23 protein-coding genes are annotated in these 18,133 nt (G+C 36.9%); 8 read left to right on the forward strand and 15 right to left on the reverse strand.

Going from position 1 to position 18,133, the window contains the following annotated elements; genetic code table 11:
- Nucleotides 1–49 precede the first annotated feature (49 nt).
- Genes FW781_RS19415 through FW781_RS19425 form a run of 3 tightly spaced genes read left to right on the forward strand, consistent with a single transcriptional unit; the run spans nucleotide 50 to nucleotide 1,789 of the window.
- Nucleotides 50–595: a nucleotidyltransferase family protein gene (locus FW781_RS19415; protein WP_149388936.1), complete on the forward strand. Its 546-nt coding sequence runs from the start codon at nucleotides 50–52 to the stop codon at nucleotides 593–595.
- A 2-nt stretch (nucleotides 596–597) separates the two neighbouring features.
- Entirely contained in the window at nucleotides 598–1,296 is a 699-nt protein-coding gene (prfH, locus tag FW781_RS19420; RefSeq protein ID WP_149388937.1) for a peptide chain release factor H, read from the forward strand.
- On the forward strand, nucleotides 1,283–1,789 hold the full coding sequence (locus FW781_RS19425) for a tetratricopeptide repeat protein (protein WP_149388938.1): 507 nt from the start codon (nucleotides 1,283–1,285) through the stop codon (nucleotides 1,787–1,789). Before prfH ends, FW781_RS19425 begins: the two co-directional genes overlap by 14 nt.
- 46 nt (nucleotides 1,790–1,835) lie before the next feature.
- Here the strand turns inward: FW781_RS19425 and FW781_RS19430 are convergent, their stop codons facing one another.
- Complete coding sequence (locus FW781_RS19430) at nucleotides 1,836–2,123, reverse strand: c-type cytochrome (protein WP_047491822.1); 288 nt, start codon at nucleotides 2,121–2,123, stop codon at nucleotides 1,836–1,838.
- A gap of 20 nt (nucleotides 2,124–2,143) precedes the next feature.
- Nucleotides 2,144–2,437, reverse strand: coding sequence for a c-type cytochrome (locus FW781_RS19435; RefSeq protein WP_114822102.1), 294 nt, complete (start codon nucleotides 2,435–2,437; stop codon nucleotides 2,144–2,146).
- Nucleotides 2,438–2,636: 199 nt separating this feature from the next.
- Between FW781_RS19435 and meaB the strand changes: the two genes are divergently transcribed.
- Nucleotides 2,637–3,629, forward strand: coding sequence for a methylmalonyl Co-A mutase-associated GTPase MeaB (gene meaB / locus FW781_RS19440; RefSeq protein ID WP_149388939.1), 993 nt, complete (start codon nucleotides 2,637–2,639; stop codon nucleotides 3,627–3,629).
- Here meaB and FW781_RS19445 read toward each other — a convergent pair.
- On the reverse strand, nucleotides 3,626–4,174 hold the full coding sequence (locus FW781_RS19445) for a DUF4251 domain-containing protein (RefSeq protein WP_149388940.1): 549 nt from the start codon (nucleotides 4,172–4,174) through the stop codon (nucleotides 3,626–3,628). The two genes, meaB and FW781_RS19445, sit on opposite strands and share 4 nt — an antisense overlap.
- Nucleotides 4,175–4,279: 105 nt before the next feature.
- On the opposite strand from FW781_RS19445, the gene FW781_RS19450 reads away from it, so the two are divergent.
- Together FW781_RS19450 and FW781_RS19455 are read left to right on the forward strand one after the other, a co-directional pair.
- Nucleotides 4,280–5,086: a M48 family metallopeptidase gene (locus FW781_RS19450; RefSeq protein ID WP_047381756.1), complete on the forward strand. Its 807-nt coding sequence runs from the start codon at nucleotides 4,280–4,282 to the stop codon at nucleotides 5,084–5,086.
- Nucleotides 5,087–5,173: 87 nt separating this feature from the next.
- Nucleotides 5,174–5,485, forward strand: coding sequence for a hypothetical protein (locus tag FW781_RS19455; protein ID WP_149388941.1), 312 nt, complete (start codon nucleotides 5,174–5,176; stop codon nucleotides 5,483–5,485).
- A gap of 33 nt (nucleotides 5,486–5,518) precedes the next feature.
- On the opposite strand, the gene FW781_RS19460 is transcribed toward FW781_RS19455, so the two are convergent.
- From FW781_RS19460 to FW781_RS19510, 11 genes are all read right to left on the reverse strand, one after another.
- A complete protein-coding gene (locus tag FW781_RS19460; protein ID WP_149388942.1) occupies nucleotides 5,519–6,130 on the reverse strand; it encodes an outer membrane beta-barrel protein in 612 nt (203 codons plus the stop codon).
- Nucleotides 6,114–6,929, reverse strand: a complete 816-nt coding sequence (locus tag FW781_RS19465; RefSeq protein WP_047424627.1) for an ABC transporter ATP-binding protein — start codon at nucleotides 6,927–6,929, stop codon at nucleotides 6,114–6,116. The genes FW781_RS19460 and FW781_RS19465 overlap by 17 nt, the downstream gene beginning before the upstream one ends.
- Complete coding sequence (locus FW781_RS19470; RefSeq protein WP_149388943.1) at nucleotides 6,929–7,681, reverse strand: MlaE family ABC transporter permease; 753 nt, start codon at nucleotides 7,679–7,681, stop codon at nucleotides 6,929–6,931. Before FW781_RS19470 ends, FW781_RS19465 begins: the two co-directional genes overlap by 1 nt.
- A 103-nt stretch (nucleotides 7,682–7,784) precedes the next feature.
- Nucleotides 7,785–9,155, reverse strand: a complete 1,371-nt coding sequence (locus tag FW781_RS19475) for an exopolysaccharide biosynthesis polyprenyl glycosylphosphotransferase (RefSeq protein WP_149388944.1) — start codon at nucleotides 9,153–9,155, stop codon at nucleotides 7,785–7,787.
- Nucleotides 9,156–9,198: 43 nt separating this feature from the next.
- Nucleotides 9,199–9,828 carry a 7-carboxy-7-deazaguanine synthase QueE gene (locus FW781_RS19480; protein WP_149388945.1) on the reverse strand — a complete coding sequence of 210 codons (630 nt, stop codon included), beginning with the start codon at nucleotides 9,826–9,828 and terminating at the stop codon, nucleotides 9,199–9,201.
- Between the two features lie 7 nt (nucleotides 9,829–9,835).
- Nucleotides 9,836–10,720 (reverse strand): bifunctional 5,10-methylenetetrahydrofolate dehydrogenase/5,10-methenyltetrahydrofolate cyclohydrolase, encoded by an 885-nt coding sequence (locus FW781_RS19485; protein WP_047377306.1) that lies wholly within the window; start codon nucleotides 10,718–10,720, stop codon nucleotides 9,836–9,838.
- Between the two features lie 47 nt (nucleotides 10,721–10,767).
- Nucleotides 10,768–12,408: a glucose-6-phosphate isomerase gene (gene pgi / locus FW781_RS19490; RefSeq protein ID WP_149388946.1), complete on the reverse strand. Its 1,641-nt coding sequence runs from the start codon at nucleotides 12,406–12,408 to the stop codon at nucleotides 10,768–10,770.
- A gap of 205 nt (nucleotides 12,409–12,613) precedes the next feature.
- A complete protein-coding gene (locus FW781_RS19495; protein ID WP_149388947.1) occupies nucleotides 12,614–13,219 on the reverse strand; it encodes a hypothetical protein in 606 nt (201 codons plus the stop codon).
- On the reverse strand, nucleotides 13,209–13,718 hold the full coding sequence (locus FW781_RS19500; protein ID WP_149388948.1) for an RNA polymerase sigma factor: 510 nt from the start codon (nucleotides 13,716–13,718) through the stop codon (nucleotides 13,209–13,211). The genes FW781_RS19495 and FW781_RS19500 overlap by 11 nt, the downstream gene beginning before the upstream one ends.
- A 24-nt stretch (nucleotides 13,719–13,742) precedes the next feature.
- Entirely contained in the window at nucleotides 13,743–14,618 is an 876-nt protein-coding gene (locus FW781_RS19505) for a TraB/GumN family protein (RefSeq protein WP_149388949.1), read from the reverse strand.
- 155 nt (nucleotides 14,619–14,773) lie between these two features.
- Nucleotides 14,774–15,685, reverse strand: coding sequence for a DUF4349 domain-containing protein (locus FW781_RS19510; RefSeq protein WP_149388950.1), 912 nt, complete (start codon nucleotides 15,683–15,685; stop codon nucleotides 14,774–14,776).
- Nucleotides 15,686–15,893: 208 nt separating this feature from the next.
- On the opposite strand from FW781_RS19510, the gene FW781_RS19515 reads away from it, so the two are divergent.
- Entirely contained in the window at nucleotides 15,894–17,252 is a 1,359-nt protein-coding gene (locus tag FW781_RS19515; protein ID WP_047381734.1) for an acyl-CoA dehydrogenase family protein, read from the forward strand.
- A gap of 65 nt (nucleotides 17,253–17,317) precedes the next feature.
- Here FW781_RS19515 and FW781_RS19520 read toward each other — a convergent pair whose 3' ends face one another.
- The gene (locus FW781_RS19520) at nucleotides 17,318–17,695 is read right to left on the reverse strand and encodes a DoxX family protein (RefSeq protein ID WP_149388951.1); all 378 of its coding nucleotides are present in this window, start codon (nucleotides 17,693–17,695) and stop codon (nucleotides 17,318–17,320) included.
- 153 nt (nucleotides 17,696–17,848) lie between these two features.
- On the opposite strand from FW781_RS19520, the gene FW781_RS19525 reads away from it, so the two are divergent.
- Nucleotides 17,849–18,097 carry a bacteriocin-like protein gene (locus tag FW781_RS19525; RefSeq protein WP_149388952.1) on the forward strand — a complete coding sequence of 83 codons (249 nt, stop codon included), beginning with the start codon at nucleotides 17,849–17,851 and terminating at the stop codon, nucleotides 18,095–18,097.
- Nucleotides 18,098–18,133 lie beyond the last annotated feature (36 nt).

Consider the following 18,133-nt stretch of genomic DNA (forward strand, 5'->3'; position numbering starts at 1 on the left):
TTTTAAAACCTATAAGGTTTGATAAAATTTTCAATTAAAAAAACAAAAAATGGGAGCACCACACAACATAAAAAGGTACGGTGAAGTCTGGCCGGAGTTCAGAATCCGGTTGGGACTCGAAATTTTGAATATATTAAAAGATAAAATCATTATCTCAGGAGGCTGGGCATGGCATTTTATGTCAGAAAAAGAACATACAGAATATAAGCATGCTCACGACCACAAGGATATTGATGTTTTTGTAAAGAAAGAAAATGTTGCAGAAGTCATTATCATTCTTCAGCAGGAAGGATTTCAGAAAGTCTGGACGAGGTATGATCATCTGCCAAGTGAAGAAAATTTTCGCAGGTATGAGAAAACGGTAGAATTGGAAAACGAAAAATTCCACAGAATTACCATAGACTTCTTTGAAAAAGATGATCTTGAAACTATCGATGCCAATGGGTTTACCGTTGTGAGACCCGATATTTTACTTTCATTTTACAGAAATATTCACTCCAGTGACAAATGCTGGGCAGTAATGGCTGCAAAAAAATTATTACAAAAGGGAATAGATCCTGTTGGGCACCCTTTATTAAGCAAAATGCCAATATAAAAATGGAAAAATTAATACAGATCACTTCAGGAAGAGGTCCTTTAGAATGCCAGTGGGTAGCCGCCAAGGTTCTGAAGACCTTTCTTGAAGAGGCAAAACAAAATACAATAGAATACGAAATCATTCATCGTGAAAACGGTGATGAAAACCTGACATTAAAATCCGTAACCCTGCTCTTAAAAGGGAAAGATATAATCCCGTTTTTAAAAAGCTGGCTGGGAAGTGTTTGCTGGATTGGAAAAAGCACCTTCAGGAAACTGCATAAAAGGAGCAACTGGTTTATCGGAATTTTTGAACTGGAAGATGTAAAAATGATTGATTTCAATGAGAAAGATATCCGGTTTCAGACCGCGAGAAGTCAGGGGAGTGGAGGACAAAATGTAAACAAAGTAAATACTGCCGTTCGTGCCACTCATACCCCTTCTAAAGAAACAGTGTTTGTACAGGATTCCCGTTCTCAGCTTGAGAATAAAAAACTATCCGTTATCAGATTAAAAGAAAAGGTAATGACAGTTTATATGCAACAGCTGGAAAGAAAACTGAAAGACACCTGGTCTCTTCAGATGCAGGTAGAGCGTGGAAATCCGGTTCGGACATTTTCAGGAACAGATTTTAAAAAGAATTATGAAGACAGGACATTCAAAAAACAAAGGAATGTCTTAAAGAATGAACTCAAAAACTACAGAAATGACCTTAACTAAAAGTAAATATTATTTTGAAGCATTAGATTATTTTCCATTCAATCTTTCTGAATGTATGGATGCTCTGAACTATGCTCTGTCTTATGAACCTGAAGATGCAGACAGCCTTTGTCTGATGGGAAGGGTATATTCCGAAGAACTGAAGGATTATGAAACGGCAAAGAAGTACTTTGATGAAGCCATGCAGAGTAACATTGGTAATGTCAATACCCCAAAATATTATATTGAATGTCTTTTGAATAATGAAGATTATAAAGAAGCAGAAAAATTGATAGCATTTGCCTTAGAGCTCAAAGGAATTGATAAATCGGAAATTCTGAACTGTCTTTCTCTTCTGCATGAAAGAAACTTTGAATATAAACAGGCTTTAGGAACACTTAAAGAAGCTAAAAAATTTGCTTACAACCGGGCAGCACTCGAAATACTTGAAGATCGGGAAAAGCTGGTCAAAGGAAAGACAGTCAGAACAAGAACCGTAAAAAAAGCTGACTAATCTTGTTGCCAAGCCCTATTAAAAAAATAAGCTTTCCATGGAAAGCTTATTTTTTATTGACAGAAATCAAATAATCATACACCATTTGATGTTGGTCATCGGTCAGTTTAGCCTTTGGAGCCATTCTGCTTAACGTGTTGATCCATCCTTTATCGTCATGTTTCGTTGGTTCTGGCAGCTTATGACATTTTGCACAGGAATTTTCAAAAATGGTTTTTCCTTGCGCCAGCTGCTCAGATGAGGTATACTTCGGCCCTGTTACGGCCACACTTTTTGGTCCGCAAGATACCAGAAATGCTGATGCTGCGATACCGGTTAAGATGAGTTTTTTCATACCATATTTTTGTTTGATGATTACTTCTTCACAGAAACAATATAATCATAAACCCATTGGTGCTGTTCATCCGTTAGTTTTGCCTTTGGAGCCATAGAATTCATAATTCCTACCCATTGTACAGGATTGTGTGAGGCAGGATCAGGTAACTTATGACATCTTCCACAAGAATTTTCAAAAATAGTTTTCCCTTGGGCAATCTGCTCCGCAGTAGATGTTGAAGTTCCTGCAGTAGCAGTGGATGTAGCAGCTTTCGGCGTACAGGAAACCAGCAAAATAGCAGTAAACGAAGCCGCAGCGATGAGTTTTTTCATGTTTCTTCTTTTTGAGATATAACAAATGTAATAAATTCCTTAAGCCTTTGATACAGGGCGTTCTAGTTTTAATTTAGAAGAAATAAAAATTGAATTCATGAAAAATCGGTAATCCAGGATGAAGACAATTTTAAATCTTTTGCTTTATCATTGTCTGCGGCTATTGACCATTCCCATTTTAATTATTAATTTTGAATTAATGAAATTTTCTACAGAAGAGCTAATAGACGGAATACAGTCAGGAAACAAACGCCTGATTGCAAAAGCTATTACATTGGTTGAAAGTAAAAAAGCAGAGCATAGGGTGCAGGCAGAAGACCTTCTGAAGAAGATTATGCCTTTTACCGGAAACTCTGTGAGAGTAGGAGTAACGGGTGTTCCCGGCGCTGGAAAATCCACTTTTATAGAAAACTTTGGCCGATTGGTTATTGCACAGGGTAAAAAAGTAGCTGTTCTGGCTATCGATCCCAGTTCAGCAATTAATAAAGGAAGTATCTTAGGTGATAAAACCAGAATGGAAGAATTGGCCAAAGAAGAAAATGCATTCATACGCCCTTCCCCAAGTTCAGGTTTTCTGGGTGGAGTAGCCAACACTACTTTTGAAACCATGATGATCTGCGAAGCTGCAGGATACGATTATATTTTAATTGAAACAGTGGGAGTAGGACAGTCAGAAGTTCTTGTTGCTGATATTACTGACGTCTTTTTATTCCTTAAAATCATTGGAGGCGGGGACGAACTTCAGGGAATAAAACGCGGTATCATGGAAATGGTAGACCTTATTTTCATCAATAAAGTAGATCAGGACAACCTCCAGAAAGCAAAAAACACAAGACTGGAATTAAAAAGAGCCCTGGATTTTATTCCACCTAAAGAAAAAGGCTGGAAAATTCCTGTTTTATTAGGTTCTGCTCTACACAATGAGGGATTACAGGACGTTTATGGTACAATCTTCGAATTTATTGATCTGAAAAAGAAAACCGGACGTTTTGAAGAAATCCGTGTTCTGCAGGCTGAGAAACGTTTCGAATATTGGGTTCAGGAATATATTTTATCCCTGATGAAAAAGAGCAATGCAGTAGAAGAAGCCTATCATATGCATAAAAAAAATGCTTCAGCTATGGTTTCCAATCCAAGTACTGAAGCAAAGTTATTTGTTGAAAAATTTTTATCGAACGAAAACAGGGATTAAGGTTTCTCTTTTTCCTGTTTTACCTCAGTTTTTGAAACATATCCGTCATAGGAAATCGGCTGTCTGTCGTTACTTCTCATAGAAACGAAAGCTTTACCATTTTTAAAAATTTCAATATTCACTTCATCCACATTCCTTACATCATTAGGCTTGAACTTTAAAGTCCATTTTCCTTTTTTATTCTGAGTTTTATTCACTGTGAAATCTTTAGAAGTAAATCTGTAGCTGTTATCGCTTGTATTTCCATAAGTTGGGTTGAATAATCTTCCGAAATACGGTAACACTACTTCCAGCGTATTTTTACTGACATCAATGGTGTAATCTCCGTTCAGGTTGAGTATTCTTGTTGCAGTAGCATTCGGCATTGAATTCATGACATTGATAACATCATAATTCGTAGGATTGGCCCTTTCTGCATGGAATGTGAATTCCTGAGAACCTACTAAGGCATCCACTGTTTTTGAATCTAATGAGCCTTGTGAAGCACAACTCTGAAATAAGAACAGGAATCCAAAAATCATTAGTAAAGAAATATAATTTTTCATAATGAGATAATTATTAAATTTAAACAGCAAAATGTATGCAAATATATTCTTTCTGAAATATTTTGGAATAAAAATTGTTAAGGTTGAATTATTAACACTCAAACTATGAAAGTTACACATCTATTAGGAATGGGAGCTATTGCTCTGTCGGCTGTTGCCTGTACTACAAACCCGATTACCGGAAGATCGTCTTTACAGCTGGCCAACAACTCGGAAATTTTAACAATGTCTTCACAGGAATACAAGACGACATTGTCTAAAGGTAAAGTAATTACCGGTACGGCAGATGCAAAGAGAGTGGTAAATGTAGGAAACAGAATTAAAAGCGCTGCAGAAAGATATTATCAGAGTATAGGAAGATCAGCAGATCTTGCGAGCTACAGCTGGGAATTTAATCTTCTGCAAAGCAGTGAACTGAATGCCTGGTGTATGCCTGGTGGTAAAGTAGCTGTCTATACCGGAATATTGCCGGTTACAAAAGATGATAACGGACTTGCCGTAGTACTGGGACATGAGGTTTCCCACGCACTGGCGGGCCACGGAAACGAAAGAATTTCTCAGGCAATGGTAGCCCAGTACGGAGGTGCTATCCTGGGAGGAACAATCTCAAATTCACAATGGGCCAGTGTTTTCCAGAAGGTATATCCTATCGGTTCACAGGTGGCATTATTGAAATACGGAAGAGGTCAGGAGTCAGAAGCTGATGAAATGGGGCTTTACCTGATGTCTATGGCAGGATATGATCCAAGAGCAGCAATCCCTTTCTGGAACAGAATGGAAGCGGCATCTACAGGAGCAAGACAACCAGAATTCTTATCTACCCACCCGAATCCGGAAACAAGAATTTCAGATATCAATAAGGATCTTCCGAAAGCTTTAGAATATTATAAGGCTGCGGGAGGAAAAATATAATTAGAATTTTAATCTTGAATAAGGCCTTATTAAATTTTTAGTAAATTTGGTAAGGCTTTTTTTATGTAACCACCTAAACACAATATTATGAAGAGTTTATCAATTACCGGACTTATACTTTTGGCTGTTTCTGCATTGCTTTTCTATTTAACGACTGATTTTGCCGTAGAACAAATAAAAATTTCCCACATTATGGGAATAATGGCAGGAGTAGGAATAGGACTTATCATTGGAGGAATGGTAGGATATCTAAGCAAGGGAAGCGCTATAAAAGCGGAACAGAAGAAAAAAGAATTCAAACAGCTGCAGAAAGACAAAGAAGAGCTTGAAAAACAGGCTGCAGACATTGCAAAGCGTCAGGCTGAACTTGAAGAGCAAAATAAAAACCCTCAAATTTAATTTGAGGGTTTTAAGTTGTTATTTCGATATCTATTAGAATTTATATCCTAAACCTACCATAAAAAGGTTAGGTCTGTTATCATATCTGATTTCCGAACCGGAAACTCTGTTGATAAAGTTTCTTTCATCTTTACTGAAAGCGCCTTCATATCTTGCATTTACAATAAGCTTTTTGATTTCAAGCTGTGCCCCAAACTGGTAGCCAACAGTAAAATCATTTTTAGCATTTTCTTTGAAATCATTGTAAGTATTATCCTTGTTTAAGTTAAAACTTCCAACAGGACCTACAAAAACACCTAACATATTCCCCAAAAGGTTGTATCCTAAAAGAACCGGAACATCTATACGGTTACTTTTAACATCAAAAGTAGTGTTCTCTGTAGTAAACTCATTCTTGAAATGAGTATAATAGATCTCCGGCATTACAAACAATGAAGTAGGAAGACCCACTTTTAATGAAAGTCCGACGTTGAAACCTACATTGTTTTTACCTGTTCCATCAATTGCATCATTCACTGTTCCTTTAATATTGGACCATGAAGGTGAGCCGGTAGGAAAAATTAAGTTAGCCTTACCTGCCAGTGAAATCTGTGCAGAAGCCCACATTGAAAATCCTAATAACGCTATACTAAGTGCCTTTTTCATTATCGTCTATTTTTGTATTTGTCGTTTCAATCGTTTTATTATTCTCAAGTAAATATTCTCTCAGCTCTTTAAACAGTTCTGAAGAATAAACGAAATCGATCAGATTTTTATTGCCTGCAGTAATCAGAATGTCTTTATTACCTTCCCATTCTTTGATTCCTAATCGTAGGTATACAATTTTCTCGCCAATCGTCATTACGGAGTTCATATCGTGAGTATTGATGATGGTGGTCGTATTATATTCCTTTGTAATTTCGTAAAGAAGGTCATCAATTATCTTAGAAGTATAAGGATCCAGCCCGGAATTGGGTTCATCACAAAACAGATATTTGGGATTGTTGACGATAGCTCTGGCGATAGCCACCCTTTTCTGCATTCCTCCTGAGATCTCAGAAGGATATTTTCTTTCTGCTTTATCAAGGTGTACTCTTCCTATTACTTCAAAAACTCTTTTCTTTTTCTCTCTGTAGGTAAGATTGGTAAACATATCAAGAGGAAACATGATATTCTCTTCTACAGTTAAGGAATCAAATAATGCACTTCCTTGAAATACGGTTCCGATTTCTGAACGAAGATGCTGTTTTTCTTCTCTGTTCATAGTGTTTACATTCCTGCCGTCAAATAAGATTTCTCCGGAAGAGGGCATATAAACATTTAATAAACTTTTTAAAAAAACGGTTTTTCCGGAGCCACTCTGCCCAATGATTAAGTTTACTTTTCCTTTATCAAATGAAGTTGAAATTCCCTTAAGTACTTCAACATCATCAAAACTTTTCTTAAGATCTTTTACCTCAATCATCAGCTTAATATTAATTGGGTTAAAATTAACTCGGAAATGATAATAAATACCATTGTCCATACTACGGCCTGTGTACTGGCTCTACCTACTTCCAGCGATCCTCCTTTTACATTGTATCCGAAATAAGACGGTACAGTAGCAATGATAAACGCAAAAACGATAGTCTTGGAGAATGCATAGTAAATAAATAAATTAGGCATATACATTTGAATACCAACGATATAATCGTTTTCCGTCCAGTTTCCCGTTAAAATCCCGGCAATATATCCTCCACCAATACCAAATACGATACTGATAGCAATAAGAAGGGGATTAAACAGCATACAGGCGATAATTTTAGGAAATATCAGAAAATTGGGTGAGTTTACTCCCATGATATCCAATGCATCAATCTGTTCGGAAACTCTCATGGTCCCAATACTTGAGGCAATATAAGAACCCACTTTACCCGCCAGAATCAGACTGATAATGGTAGGGGCAAATTCCAGAACCAAAACTGCTTTCGTAGCATATCCCACAAATGAAGGCGGAATAGGAAAAGAAGAAGCATCAAAGTTGTTGAACATCTGAATAGCCACTACCGCTCCAACGAATATGGATGTGAAGATGACAAGTCCGAAAGAATTTACTCCCAAATCATTAATTTCTCTCATGAACAGCTTCCAGAAAACCCTCATTTTCTGAGGTTTCTGCAGGGATTTTCCCAAGAGGATCATGTATTCCCCTACTGCTGTGAAAAACTTTTTTAACATACTGCTAAATTAGACTTTTTTATTTAATTGGACTAGAGTCGAGAAGAAGACTAAAGCCTGGTTTTGTGTTAAAATTATTTCGATATTAATCTGGTCCTGTTCTTTATTTTGCGTTTTTATCTCCACCTATAACCAGAAAAACGGTTTTTAAAGTAATCACCAGATCGAGTACAAAACTCCAGTTTCTTACATAGAAAGCATCGGCCAGAACCCGTTTTTTCATCTCCACTTCCACATCTCCGAAGTCACCGCGTAATCCATTTACCTGTGCTAGTCCTGTGATACCAGGGCTTACCATACTTCTTAAGCTGTATCTTCCGATTTTTGGCTTATAGTAATTATCCACGGAAAGCATATGAGGGCGCGGCCCTACTACAGACATTTCCCCTTTCAGTACATTAATAAACTGTGGAAGCTCATCAAGACTTGTTTTTCTTAAAAATTTACCCACTTTGGTAATCCTTGAATCGTTTACCGATGTAGTTTTGGTTGTGGACTCATCATTTACAACCATTGTTCTGAATTTAATGCAATTGAATACCTCTTCATGAAAACCGTACCTCTTCTGAAGGAAAAAGACAGGACCTTTGGAAGTAGCCTTGATTAAAACCGCAATAATTGGGAATACCCACGAGCAGATAAAAACCAGTATAATAACAGAAAACAAAATATCAAACGTCCTTTTCATCAGAAAATTAGAATAATAATCTAAAGGATATCTTGCCTGGTTAAGAACCGGCTGGGTTTGTATATATCCCAGATCATACAGGAAAAAATCGCTTTGTGTGATACTTGGGATGAGTGAAATATGAATCTTATTATCTTCTGCCAATTTGAAAATCTCATTCTGAATCCATTCATTATAAGAGTTTTCCATTGATAAAAACAGAGTATGGATCCCGTTCTTTTTCCAGAAAGCAACCAGTTCATTACTATTGATATTAGAATTTTCATATTCAAATATTCTGTATCCGTAGTCTTTACGGTCTGTAAAAATATTTTTCAGGATTTCTGTAGAGTGGCTGTCTCCTAAGAACATCACATTCCTGTAATTGGCTCCAAGAGACCGCAAGTACTTGATTGCAAAATAGATCAGTGATTTTACAAGGAAGATGAAAATAAAAAGGTAAAGGGAAAGCCAGTATATATCCGAACTGAAAAATACATTGTTACTTACCTTCCCTATAAGCAGAACGCCAAGTATAAAAAAGAGGAAGTGAATTAAAAGGCGTTCAAGAAACAAGGTATAAGTAAGGTTCCTCGGAATGTTGTATATTTTTGTCCTACCGCTCAGAAGCACCCAGAACAAAAACAACAGAATCAGAGAAAAAATATTCTGATACCATGTTTCTTTATTGTATTTTAAACTTTCGTTTCTGCTTATAAAAAAGAATATGAAGATAGATGCAATAACCGTGAGGTCAAGCAACATAATGATCGATTTCAGGTATCTAGAGTATCGAATTCTCTGCATCTATCGGTATTATAGCGGATAAGCTCAGCTAATTTAAGCTTTTTTACGGGATATTCAGATATTTGTGAGTCTGAACTGAAGCCTGCCATTCCGGATGTTCAAGGATGAAATCTGTGATCTTAGGATACATATCATCTCTTTTGCTCCATTCACTCTGAAGATAAAGCTTACAGTTTTCAGAAACTTTTGCAGCCTGTTCCTGTGCAAATGTAAAGTCATGCTGATTGAAAATAATGACTTTAAGCTCGTGGGCTTTCTGATAAATCTCTTCTTTAGGCAGTCCTGTTTTCTTTGGCGAAAGAGTAATCCAATCCAGCTGTCCGCTCATAGGATAAGCTCCCGAAGTTTCGATATGCACTGTGCATCCCAGCTCTTTCAATCTGGAGGTCAGTATTTCTAAGTTCCACATTAGAGGCTCACCACCTGTCAGAACAATTGTTTTACAATGTTTTGCAGCTGTTTCTGCAATTTCTACTGCATTCATCAGAGGATGGAGTTCCGGATCCCAGCTTTCTTTTACATCACACCAGTGACATCCTACATCACAACCTCCCAGCCTGATAAAATAAGCGGCTTTTCCGGTGTGTGCTCCTTCTCCCTGTAAAGTGTAAAAATGCTCCATTACAGGGAGCATTTTACCTTCTTTTAATAAAATATCTTCTTCTTTATTCATTTTAAAATTAGTCGTTATAGACCGAAGTTTTGTAAGCAATGATGGTATTTTTCATCAGCATCGCTCTTGTCATTGGGCCTACTCCTCCAGGTACCGGAGTAATCCAGCTTGCTTTTTCTGCACAACTGTCAAAATCTACATCACCTGCAAGATAATATCCTTTTGGAGAGTCATTATCTACTCTTGTAATACCCACGTCAACAATTACTGCTCCTTCTTTGATCATATCTCCTTTTAAGAAATGAGGATCTCCCAAAGCGGTAATTACGATGTCTGCTTTTCTTGTATATTCTTCAATGTCTTTCGTATATGAGTGTGTAAGGGTAACGGTAGAGTTTCCGGGGAAATCTTTTCTTCCCATCAGAATACTCATCGGTCTTCCCACAATTTTACTTCTTCCGATAATTACACAGTCTTTCCCTTTGGTTTCAATATTATACCTTTCTAATAATGTAAGAATACCGAAAGGAGTTGCCGGTAAGAAAGTATCCATCTCAAGCGCCATTTTTCCGAAGTTTTCAGGGTGGAAGCCATCCACGTCTTTTCTTGGATCAATTGCGTTGATAATTTTTTCCTGGTCAATCTGATCCGGTAAAGGCAGCTGCACGATAAATCCGTCCACTGCTTTAGATTTATTAAGCTCGTCAATTTTTTCCAATAATTCAGATTCCGAAACTGTACTTGGAAATTTGATTAAGCTGGATTGAAATCCTACTTCCTCACAGTCTTTTACCTTAGAGTTTACATAGGCTTTGCTGGCTCCATTATTTCCTACAAGAATAGCTACCAAATGAGGTGCTCTTCTTTTGCTTGCGAGAATCTTTTCTACTTCAACCTTGATCTCTGCTTTAATTTCCTTGGATACTTTAAGTCCGTCAAGAATTTCTGCCATTTTTACTTTTTTACTTTATAGATTTACTTTTACTTTCTTTTTACTTACTATTTGTTTTCCTTATAGTAACTGATCAATCCGTTGGTTGAGCTGTCATGAGAGCTTACCGCTTCATTGCTCTCAAGCTCAGGAAGGATTTTGTTGGCTAATACTTTTCCTAACTCCACTCCAAACTGGTCAAAGCTGAAAATATTCCAGATCACTCCCTGAACAAAAATTTTGTGTTCATATAAAGCGATCAGCTGACCTAGTGAAAAAGGAGTTAATTCTTTGAATAATATAGAGTTAGTAGGAGTGTTTCCGTGGAAAACTTTGAAATTGATGAGTCTTTCTATTTCTTCATCAGATTTTCCTGAATTTCTAAGCTCTTCTTCCACTTCTTCTTCCAGTTTTCCGAAGGCAAGTGCTTCAGTCTGAGCGAAAAAGTTGGCTAATAATTTATCCTGATGATCCGAAACTTTGTTCGGACTTTTTGCATAGGCAATAAAGTCTGCAGGGATCAATTCTGTTCCCTGGTGAATCAGCTGATAGAAGGCATGCTGGCCATTTGTACCTGGCTCTCCCCAAATAATAGGTCCGGTTTCATATTCCACAAATTCACCATTTCTGTCTACACATTTTCCATTACTTTCCATATCTCCCTGCTGAAGATAAGCTGCAAACCTGTCCAGATATTGAGAGTATGGCAAGATGGCATACGTTGTTGCTGCATAGAAGTTACGGTACCAGATTCCCAGAAGTCCCATTAATACCGGAACGTTTTCAGAGAAACCTGCAGTCTGGAAGTGCTGGTCAGTATCAAAAGCACCTTTAAGAAGCTGTTCGAAGTTGTCATATCCTACAGAAAGGACAATGCTTAATCCGATCGCACTCCAAAGAGAATATCTTCCGCCTACCCAATCCCAGAACTCAAAAATATTTTCCTCTGCGATTCCGAACTTCTTAACTTCTTCAATATTAGTAGATAAAGCCACAAAATGCTTCGCTACATCTTCCTGTTTTCCTGCTTTCAGGAACCAGTCCTTAGCCGAATTCGCATTGGTCATTGTTTCCTGAGTCGTAAAAGTCTTGGAAGCAATGATGAATAAAGTAGTTTCAGGATTTAAATCTTTTACTACTTCTGCAATATGATTTCCGTCCACGTTGGAAACAAAGTGAGCGTTTAATCTTGTTTTAAAATGCTTTAAAGCTGAACAAACCATTACAGGACCCAAATCTGATCCTCCGATTCCGATGTTTACTACATCAGTGATCTCTTTTCCGTTGAAACCTTTATGTTCTCCTGAAATGATTTTTTCAGAAAAAGACTTCATATGATCAAGAACTCTTTTGATCTGTGGCTTGATGTTTTCTCCATCCACAAGAATTTCACGATCTGAAAAATCTCTTAATGCAGTATGTAGCACAGCTCTTCCTTCCGTTTCATTGATTTTATCCCCTGAGAACATTTTGGAAATAGCATCTTTTAACTGACTTTCTTCAGCCAACTGTAATAAAAGATCTTTTGTTCTGGAATCAATTAAATTTTTGGAGTAATCAAAAAGATAGTTGTCCTTTTGCAGAGAAAACTCATTAAAACGGTTCGGATTATATTGGAAAAGAGTTCTAAGATCAAAGTCATTTCCACCGAAGTGTTCGTCAAGAGCTTTCCAGCTGTTAGTTTGTGTTGGATTTATTTTTGATAGCATATTACAGAATTTTTATCGTTCAGAAAATCATGTATCGGATGAAAATAGCTTATAATCCATAATGATTTATTTCTGATTTGCAAATTTACGGAAAAATAAAACCTCAGATAAATTTGAACAGGAGAAATAACATTTTTTTAAAGAACAAAACCTCAGACAAGGGCCGAGGTTGTAGTAAAATCTTTTGTGATAGGTTTTTAGGATGTTATTCTTCCATTTCATTCAGGATCTTTTCCAATTGTTTGGCGCTAGGTCCGTAAAAATATTTTGTCCATAAAATAATACTGGCTACAACAGAAAGAACGCCTATCAATACTAATAAAATAAGGGATATTTGATGTTCATGGCTAATATCCGCCAACGATTCACCTTTTTTCTCCAGAAGATTATATGCCAGTAAACCTAATGTTATTAGAAAATGGGGAAGTAACAAGAATCCAAACGACTGGTATCTTTCCATATTTAATTTGAGTTCGTGGTAGATCTTCCAAAGACTATTTCTTGTGTTTCCGGTATAAAGTTCAGCTTGTTTGTAAAATTGGTAAAATCCGAATAAATAATAACAGGATACTACTACCAATAAAGCATAAGATATATAATAAATGGTATACTGTGAAGGCGGAAATTGGAATAGCATCGGAAAGAAACCAATAAGGATGATGGAAATAACCTGCGCAGGAAATTCTTTTTTCATACTCTTTTGAATCTTTTCTATAGGGTGTTTGCTTTCTTTTAGTTGTTCTATAGTGTCAGGAATATCGACGTCGCTGTCTTCTTTATTCCACTGTTCTTTTAATTGATCAAAATTCATAACCTGATTTTTTTATGATTTGCTGTATTTTTTCTTTTGTTCTGTTGAGCTTTACGCGGGCATTGCCTTCGCTGAGTCCTAAATTATTTCCGATCTCTTTATGTGACATCCCTTCCATGAAATAAAATATGATTGCTTTTTCCAGGGAATTCAATTCCTGAACAGCACTGTAAAAAATTTCCAATTGCCTGTCCTTTGTAGGATTATAATCTTCCTGCTGTACTTCAAAATGAGAGGGAGCATCTGAGTGAGTATTGGATCTCTGTTTTTCCTTTTTTAAATACGTAATTGCAGTATTGATGGCAACCCGATACATCCAGGTAGAAAATTCACTGTTCCCCTTGAAATTCTGATAGGATTTCCAAAGCTGGATAAGAATCTCCTGCTGCAGGTCTTCCCGGTCCTCTACAGAATCTGCATAGATCCGCGAGGCTTTGTATAAAATCCCCTTGTGTTGGTTGACAAGCTTTAAAAAGGCAGTTTCAGTTGGATTACTCACAGTCGGTTCATGGTTTGGTTATAATTATAAACTTGATACAGGTTTTACAATGTAACCTTTTGCTTTCAGAAGGCTGATCAAGCCGTTTTCACCCCAAAGATGTCCGCTTCCTACGGCAAAGAAAGAACTTTGGTTTTTCATCATTTCCGGCATTTTTTCTACCCATTTTTTATTTCTATCAGTAAGTACAAGTTTTTCCTGTCTCTTATTCATGAATTTTGGATTCTTAATCAGCTGATCCAGATCTTTCGGATTTTCATTTTTAAATGCTTCAGTCATTTTCTTTGCTGCAACAGCATATTCGTTGCCTAACTTCAATTGAGAGATTGTTTCTTTCAGGTCGTACGCCTGGCTTATTGCGTAAGTCTGATCATCCACTTTTTCCAGCCCGCTTACGCTTTTCTTATTCTGTAAAGCTGTTTTCAATAATTCTATTTCATACATTTTCACTTCATTCTGAGGGCAGGGGATTGCTTTTGTGGCAACAAGAGAATATAAAGCTGTTGTACTGTGAGTATCAACATTTTTCAGGGTTGTTCCATAGTCAGCCAGTATTTTGTCTAAATTTTCTGCTTCTTCAGGAGTTAGTTGTTCAGAAATCTTTTTATCAGCAGCCATCATTTTTTGAATAGAGGCCATTTCGCTTTGATCGGTATAATTGATTTCCATGACAAAGTTTTCCGACTTATTAAGGGCATTCCAGACTTTAGGTTTTATTTCAAAATCTTTACTGCATAAGATATGAAAAGTTCCGGTAATGTAAGATGGTTTAGTGAGACCGTTCCCTGAGACCTCCCAAAGCAGGCTGTTGTCTTTTCCGATGTCTGTATTCTGTGCTTTTGCAGTCATCGAGTTCATGGATAATAATGCTGCGAAGCCAAGTTTTATTAAATTTTTCATAGTATTATTTTTTTTGATTTTCTGTTCTTTTAAACAGTAGGTAAAGCGGGCATTACAATCGTTACAGTTTTTTTTCAAAAAAAATAAAAACCTCCCAATAATGAGAGGCTGTAAAATCTAAAATTATGATGATAACCAGTTGGTTAGGAGTTTTTTTATTCTTGGATTTTTGGCTGTTCAGGCTTTGAAATTTTTCTTTTTCTTAAAAAATAGATGATTGCTGCAGCAATTAATAAAAGAGGCCATACATTGATAAGAGCCACTATGATTTTCTGAATCAGATAGAATCCGTACACAAAACCATCTTTAACATCATAGATGAAATTGTACTTATACTTATTGTCAATGCTTGTGGTGTTGGTAACAGCAATTTCAGCAATACGCAATTGAGGTTCTTTGATATAAATGTCGATAGTGCTATATTTCAAATCATCTGTCATGTTCATACTCGCCAGCTTTTGAAGATTCCCTTCAGACATATTACCATCATCCAGCGTTACTTTATCTTTATTTGTTTTCAGCTTGCTGATATTGTCGGAAGTCTTTTGATTTCTTTTTCCCTCCAGTTCAGAATATTTAATATTGGCCGTCACGTCTTCCGCGTTGATGGATCTTGAATTCAAAAACAATTTGTTGGTATTGATTGCGGTCAACAACTCTCCAAGCTTTTCTGTAGGAATGCGTACCTGCATTCTGTTTTCCGACTGATATTTTTTGACCAGCATAGCTTCTTCATTGGATGTGTTATAGGTATTTTCAGAAACCACATTACTTTGAAGATTACTATTGGTGACAAATCCTCCAAGCTCCTGTACTGATTTTTCAATAGCGATGGTTGCATTATATACATCTTTAACTTCCATGCTGACATCTGCTGTCTTGATAAACTGTTTGTCTTTTACCTTCATATCGGCAACAGATGAAATGCTGTCTGAAACAATTGCAGAGGCTGAATCTGTAGTAGCATAAGCTTCAAGATCTGTAGAAGATACTTCTCCCTTTTTACATGAATAAATTCCTAATAAAAGAACAGCGGATAGAGATAATTTAATGTAAGTCGTTTTCATAGCGTTGATTTTTATTGTTTTCCTTGAGTCAAAGTTCAGTCAGGATTTTTTGTAACGCTTGAAAATCAAAAGTAAAAAGATTGTAAAGGGATTATTCGGTTTTAATTAGCTGAAATTGAGTTTTTTGTAAAACAGGTGCAAACCTGTGGCTTTGCTTTCGGAGCAATTTTTGCTTATCTTTTACAAACCAAAACTACAATCTATCACTATGTCAAATACCTTTTCCAAAATCAGAAACGCAATAGGACTATTCACATCCATAGATTTTGATCAGCTGAGTGCCATTTCTCAAAAAGTAGATCTGCCAAAACTGATGCATAATTTTTCAAAACTGGATGATAAACAGCTTTCCGGGCTTATGAAAATGCTTGATCCGGAAAAGAAAAAGAAAGAACTTCCTCCTATTGACGGAGATTTTTATGATATCTACCATACCCTTACTCCTGAACAGCGCGAAATTCAGCTGAAAGTAAGAGCTTTCATGGAAAAAGAAGTAAAACCCCTGGTGAATCATTACTGGCTCAGAGACGAATTTCCTTTTGAACTCATCCCGAAATTCCAGAAGCTTGATATCTGCGGGGTTACCTATGAAGGATATGGCTGTCCGGGGATGCCTTTCCTGATGGAAGGTGTCATAGCAATGGAAATGGCAAGAGTGGATGCTTCTATTGCTACATTTTTCGGAGTGCAGTCAGGATTGGCAATGGGCTCTATTTATATCTGCGGATCTGAAGAGCAGAAGCAAAAATGGCTTCCACAGATGCAGAAATTTGAAAAAATAGGAGCTTTCGGACTTACAGAGCCGGAAGTAGGTTCCGGAGCAGCAGGCGGACTTACCGTAACCTGTAAAAAAACACCTGAAGGCTGGGTTCTGAATGGTCAGAAAAAATGGATTGGTAACGCCACCTTTGCTGATATAATCATTATCTGGGCAAGAGATCTGGACAGCGGAGAAGTGAAAGGATTTATTGTAGAAAAAGATAATCCGGGATACTCCGTAGAAAAGATCAAAGGGAAAATGGCTTTAAGAATTGTTCAGAATGGATTGATTACGTTAAAAGATTGTCTTGTAACTGAAGAAAACCGTTTGCAGAATGCCAACTCATTTAAAGATACAGGAAAAGTACTGAGAATGACCAGGGCAGGAGTGGCATGGATGGCCACAGGCTGCGCACGCGGAGCTTATGAAAGTGCTTTAGATTATACCCGAAAAAGAGAACAGTTCGGAAGACCTATTGCCTCATTTCAAATGATTCAGGGACACTTGGTGGAAATGCTGTCCAATCTTACTGCTATGCAAACTATGGTATTCCGGTTGTCTGAAATGCAGGATGAGGGAATTTTAAAAGATGAGCACGCATCTTTAGCTAAAGTTTTCTGTACACTCAGAACAAGAGATATTGTTTCCAGAGCAAGAGAGGTGATGGGAGGCAACGGAATTCTACTGGAGTACGACGTAGCCAGATTTGTTGCCGATGCAGAAGCTATTTATTCCTATGAAGGAACAAAAGAAATCAATTCATTGATTGTAGGACGCTCCATTACAGGCTTTAGTGCTTTTGTATAGGAACAGGTAGCAGAAACAGATAATAGGCTGTAGGCAATGCAACCTGCCACCTATTATCTGCCACCTTATGAAACTAAATGTTTATATTTTTCCTTGTTGTCAAGAATCATCCATAAATTGATCAGGAACATTACCCCGGCAATACCCATTCCCATTGGAGATTTATCCATAGTGAAAACATGAGTGACAATTCCAACCATAACAGGTAGAATAACAATAGCTCCCAATGCCCTTGTCTTTGGGAAAATGAATAATAATCCGCCAATGACTTCAACGATGCCCACTAATGGCATCAGCCAGCTGATTTCTCCAAAAGCAGCGAAAAGTTTCATTTGTTCCGGAGTAGGTTTCTCCATAGGCATATAATTGAAAAACTTGTTTAATCCGGCATTAACAAACATAAGACCGAATAGTAAGCATAAAATGAATTTTATTATTTTCATGATTGATGATTTGATATCAAATGTAAAATAAAAATGGGATATTTTATGATTAATTTAACGCAAAATATCAAATCAATTGTTAATGTGCGTTAATTGGTGTTTTTGTATAATTTTATTTTATATCTTCGAGGGACAAACAAAAACTAATAGATCATGCTAAAAAATCTTAAAAAATTAAACCGCACGGATTTAAGAGAAATCCAAGGAGGAGGAGGTGTTGGAAAATGTGATATAGGCCCAATAGGCTGTCCATGTAAAATTCCACCGGGTGATCCTTGTTTAGGAGGTCCTGGAGGTGAACCCGGAGGCCCTACTTATGGATACTGTCCGGATGTTCAGTCTTATATTCTATGTACAGACACTTGTCCAAATGGGACGAGCCCATTGTGTCCTCTTTCATAACAAAAATAAAAAAGACTGTCTTGAAAAAGGCAGTCT

This window comes from Chryseobacterium panacisoli, assembly GCF_008274625.1.
In the GTDB taxonomy this organism is placed as follows: Bacteria; Bacteroidota; Bacteroidia; order Flavobacteriales; family Weeksellaceae; genus Chryseobacterium; species Chryseobacterium panacisoli.

What these genes read in the sequence shown, in the direction of transcription:
- FW781_RS19415 (WP_149388936.1), top strand. Translation starts at nt 50, where the DNA reads ATGGGAGCACCACACAACATAAAAAGGTACGGTGAAGTCTGGCCGGAG.
- prfH (WP_149388937.1), top strand. Translation starts at nt 598, where the DNA reads ATGGAAAAATTAATACAGATCACTTCAGGAAGAGGTCCTTTAGAATGC.
- FW781_RS19425 (WP_149388938.1), top strand. Translation starts at nt 1,283, where the DNA reads ATGACCTTAACTAAAAGTAAATATTATTTTGAAGCATTAGATTATTTT.
- FW781_RS19430 (WP_047491822.1), bottom strand. Translation starts at nt 2,123, where the DNA reads ATGAAAAAACTCATCTTAACCGGTATCGCAGCATCAGCATTTCTGGTA.
- FW781_RS19435 (WP_114822102.1), bottom strand. Translation starts at nt 2,437, where the DNA reads ATGAAAAAACTCATCGCTGCGGCTTCGTTTACTGCTATTTTGCTGGTT.
- meaB (WP_149388939.1), top strand. Translation starts at nt 2,637, where the DNA reads ATGAAATTTTCTACAGAAGAGCTAATAGACGGAATACAGTCAGGAAAC.
- FW781_RS19445 (WP_149388940.1), bottom strand. Translation starts at nt 4,174, where the DNA reads ATGAAAAATTATATTTCTTTACTAATGATTTTTGGATTCCTGTTCTTA.
- FW781_RS19450 (WP_047381756.1), top strand. Translation starts at nt 4,280, where the DNA reads ATGAAAGTTACACATCTATTAGGAATGGGAGCTATTGCTCTGTCGGCT.
- FW781_RS19455 (WP_149388941.1), top strand. Translation starts at nt 5,174, where the DNA reads ATGAAGAGTTTATCAATTACCGGACTTATACTTTTGGCTGTTTCTGCA.
- FW781_RS19460 (WP_149388942.1), bottom strand. Translation starts at nt 6,130, where the DNA reads ATGAAAAAGGCACTTAGTATAGCGTTATTAGGATTTTCAATGTGGGCT.
- FW781_RS19465 (WP_047424627.1), bottom strand. Translation starts at nt 6,929, where the DNA reads ATGATTGAGGTAAAAGATCTTAAGAAAAGTTTTGATGATGTTGAAGTA.
- FW781_RS19470 (WP_149388943.1), bottom strand. Translation starts at nt 7,681, where the DNA reads ATGTTAAAAAAGTTTTTCACAGCAGTAGGGGAATACATGATCCTCTTG.
- FW781_RS19475 (WP_149388944.1), bottom strand. Translation starts at nt 9,155, where the DNA reads ATGCAGAGAATTCGATACTCTAGATACCTGAAATCGATCATTATGTTG.
- FW781_RS19480 (WP_149388945.1), bottom strand. Translation starts at nt 9,828, where the DNA reads ATGAATAAAGAAGAAGATATTTTATTAAAAGAAGGTAAAATGCTCCCT.
- FW781_RS19485 (WP_047377306.1), bottom strand. Translation starts at nt 10,720, where the DNA reads ATGGCAGAAATTCTTGACGGACTTAAAGTATCCAAGGAAATTAAAGCA.
- pgi (WP_149388946.1), bottom strand. Translation starts at nt 12,408, where the DNA reads ATGCTATCAAAAATAAATCCAACACAAACTAACAGCTGGAAAGCTCTT.
- FW781_RS19495 (WP_149388947.1), bottom strand. Translation starts at nt 13,219, where the DNA reads ATGAATTTTGATCAATTAAAAGAACAGTGGAATAAAGAAGACAGCGAC.
- FW781_RS19505 (WP_149388949.1), bottom strand. Translation starts at nt 14,618, where the DNA reads ATGAAAAATTTAATAAAACTTGGCTTCGCAGCATTATTATCCATGAAC.
- FW781_RS19510 (WP_149388950.1), bottom strand. Translation starts at nt 15,685, where the DNA reads ATGAAAACGACTTACATTAAATTATCTCTATCCGCTGTTCTTTTATTA.
- FW781_RS19515 (WP_047381734.1), top strand. Translation starts at nt 15,894, where the DNA reads ATGTCAAATACCTTTTCCAAAATCAGAAACGCAATAGGACTATTCACA.
- FW781_RS19520 (WP_149388951.1), bottom strand. Translation starts at nt 17,695, where the DNA reads ATGAAAATAATAAAATTCATTTTATGCTTACTATTCGGTCTTATGTTT.
- FW781_RS19525 (WP_149388952.1), top strand. Translation starts at nt 17,849, where the DNA reads ATGCTAAAAAATCTTAAAAAATTAAACCGCACGGATTTAAGAGAAATC.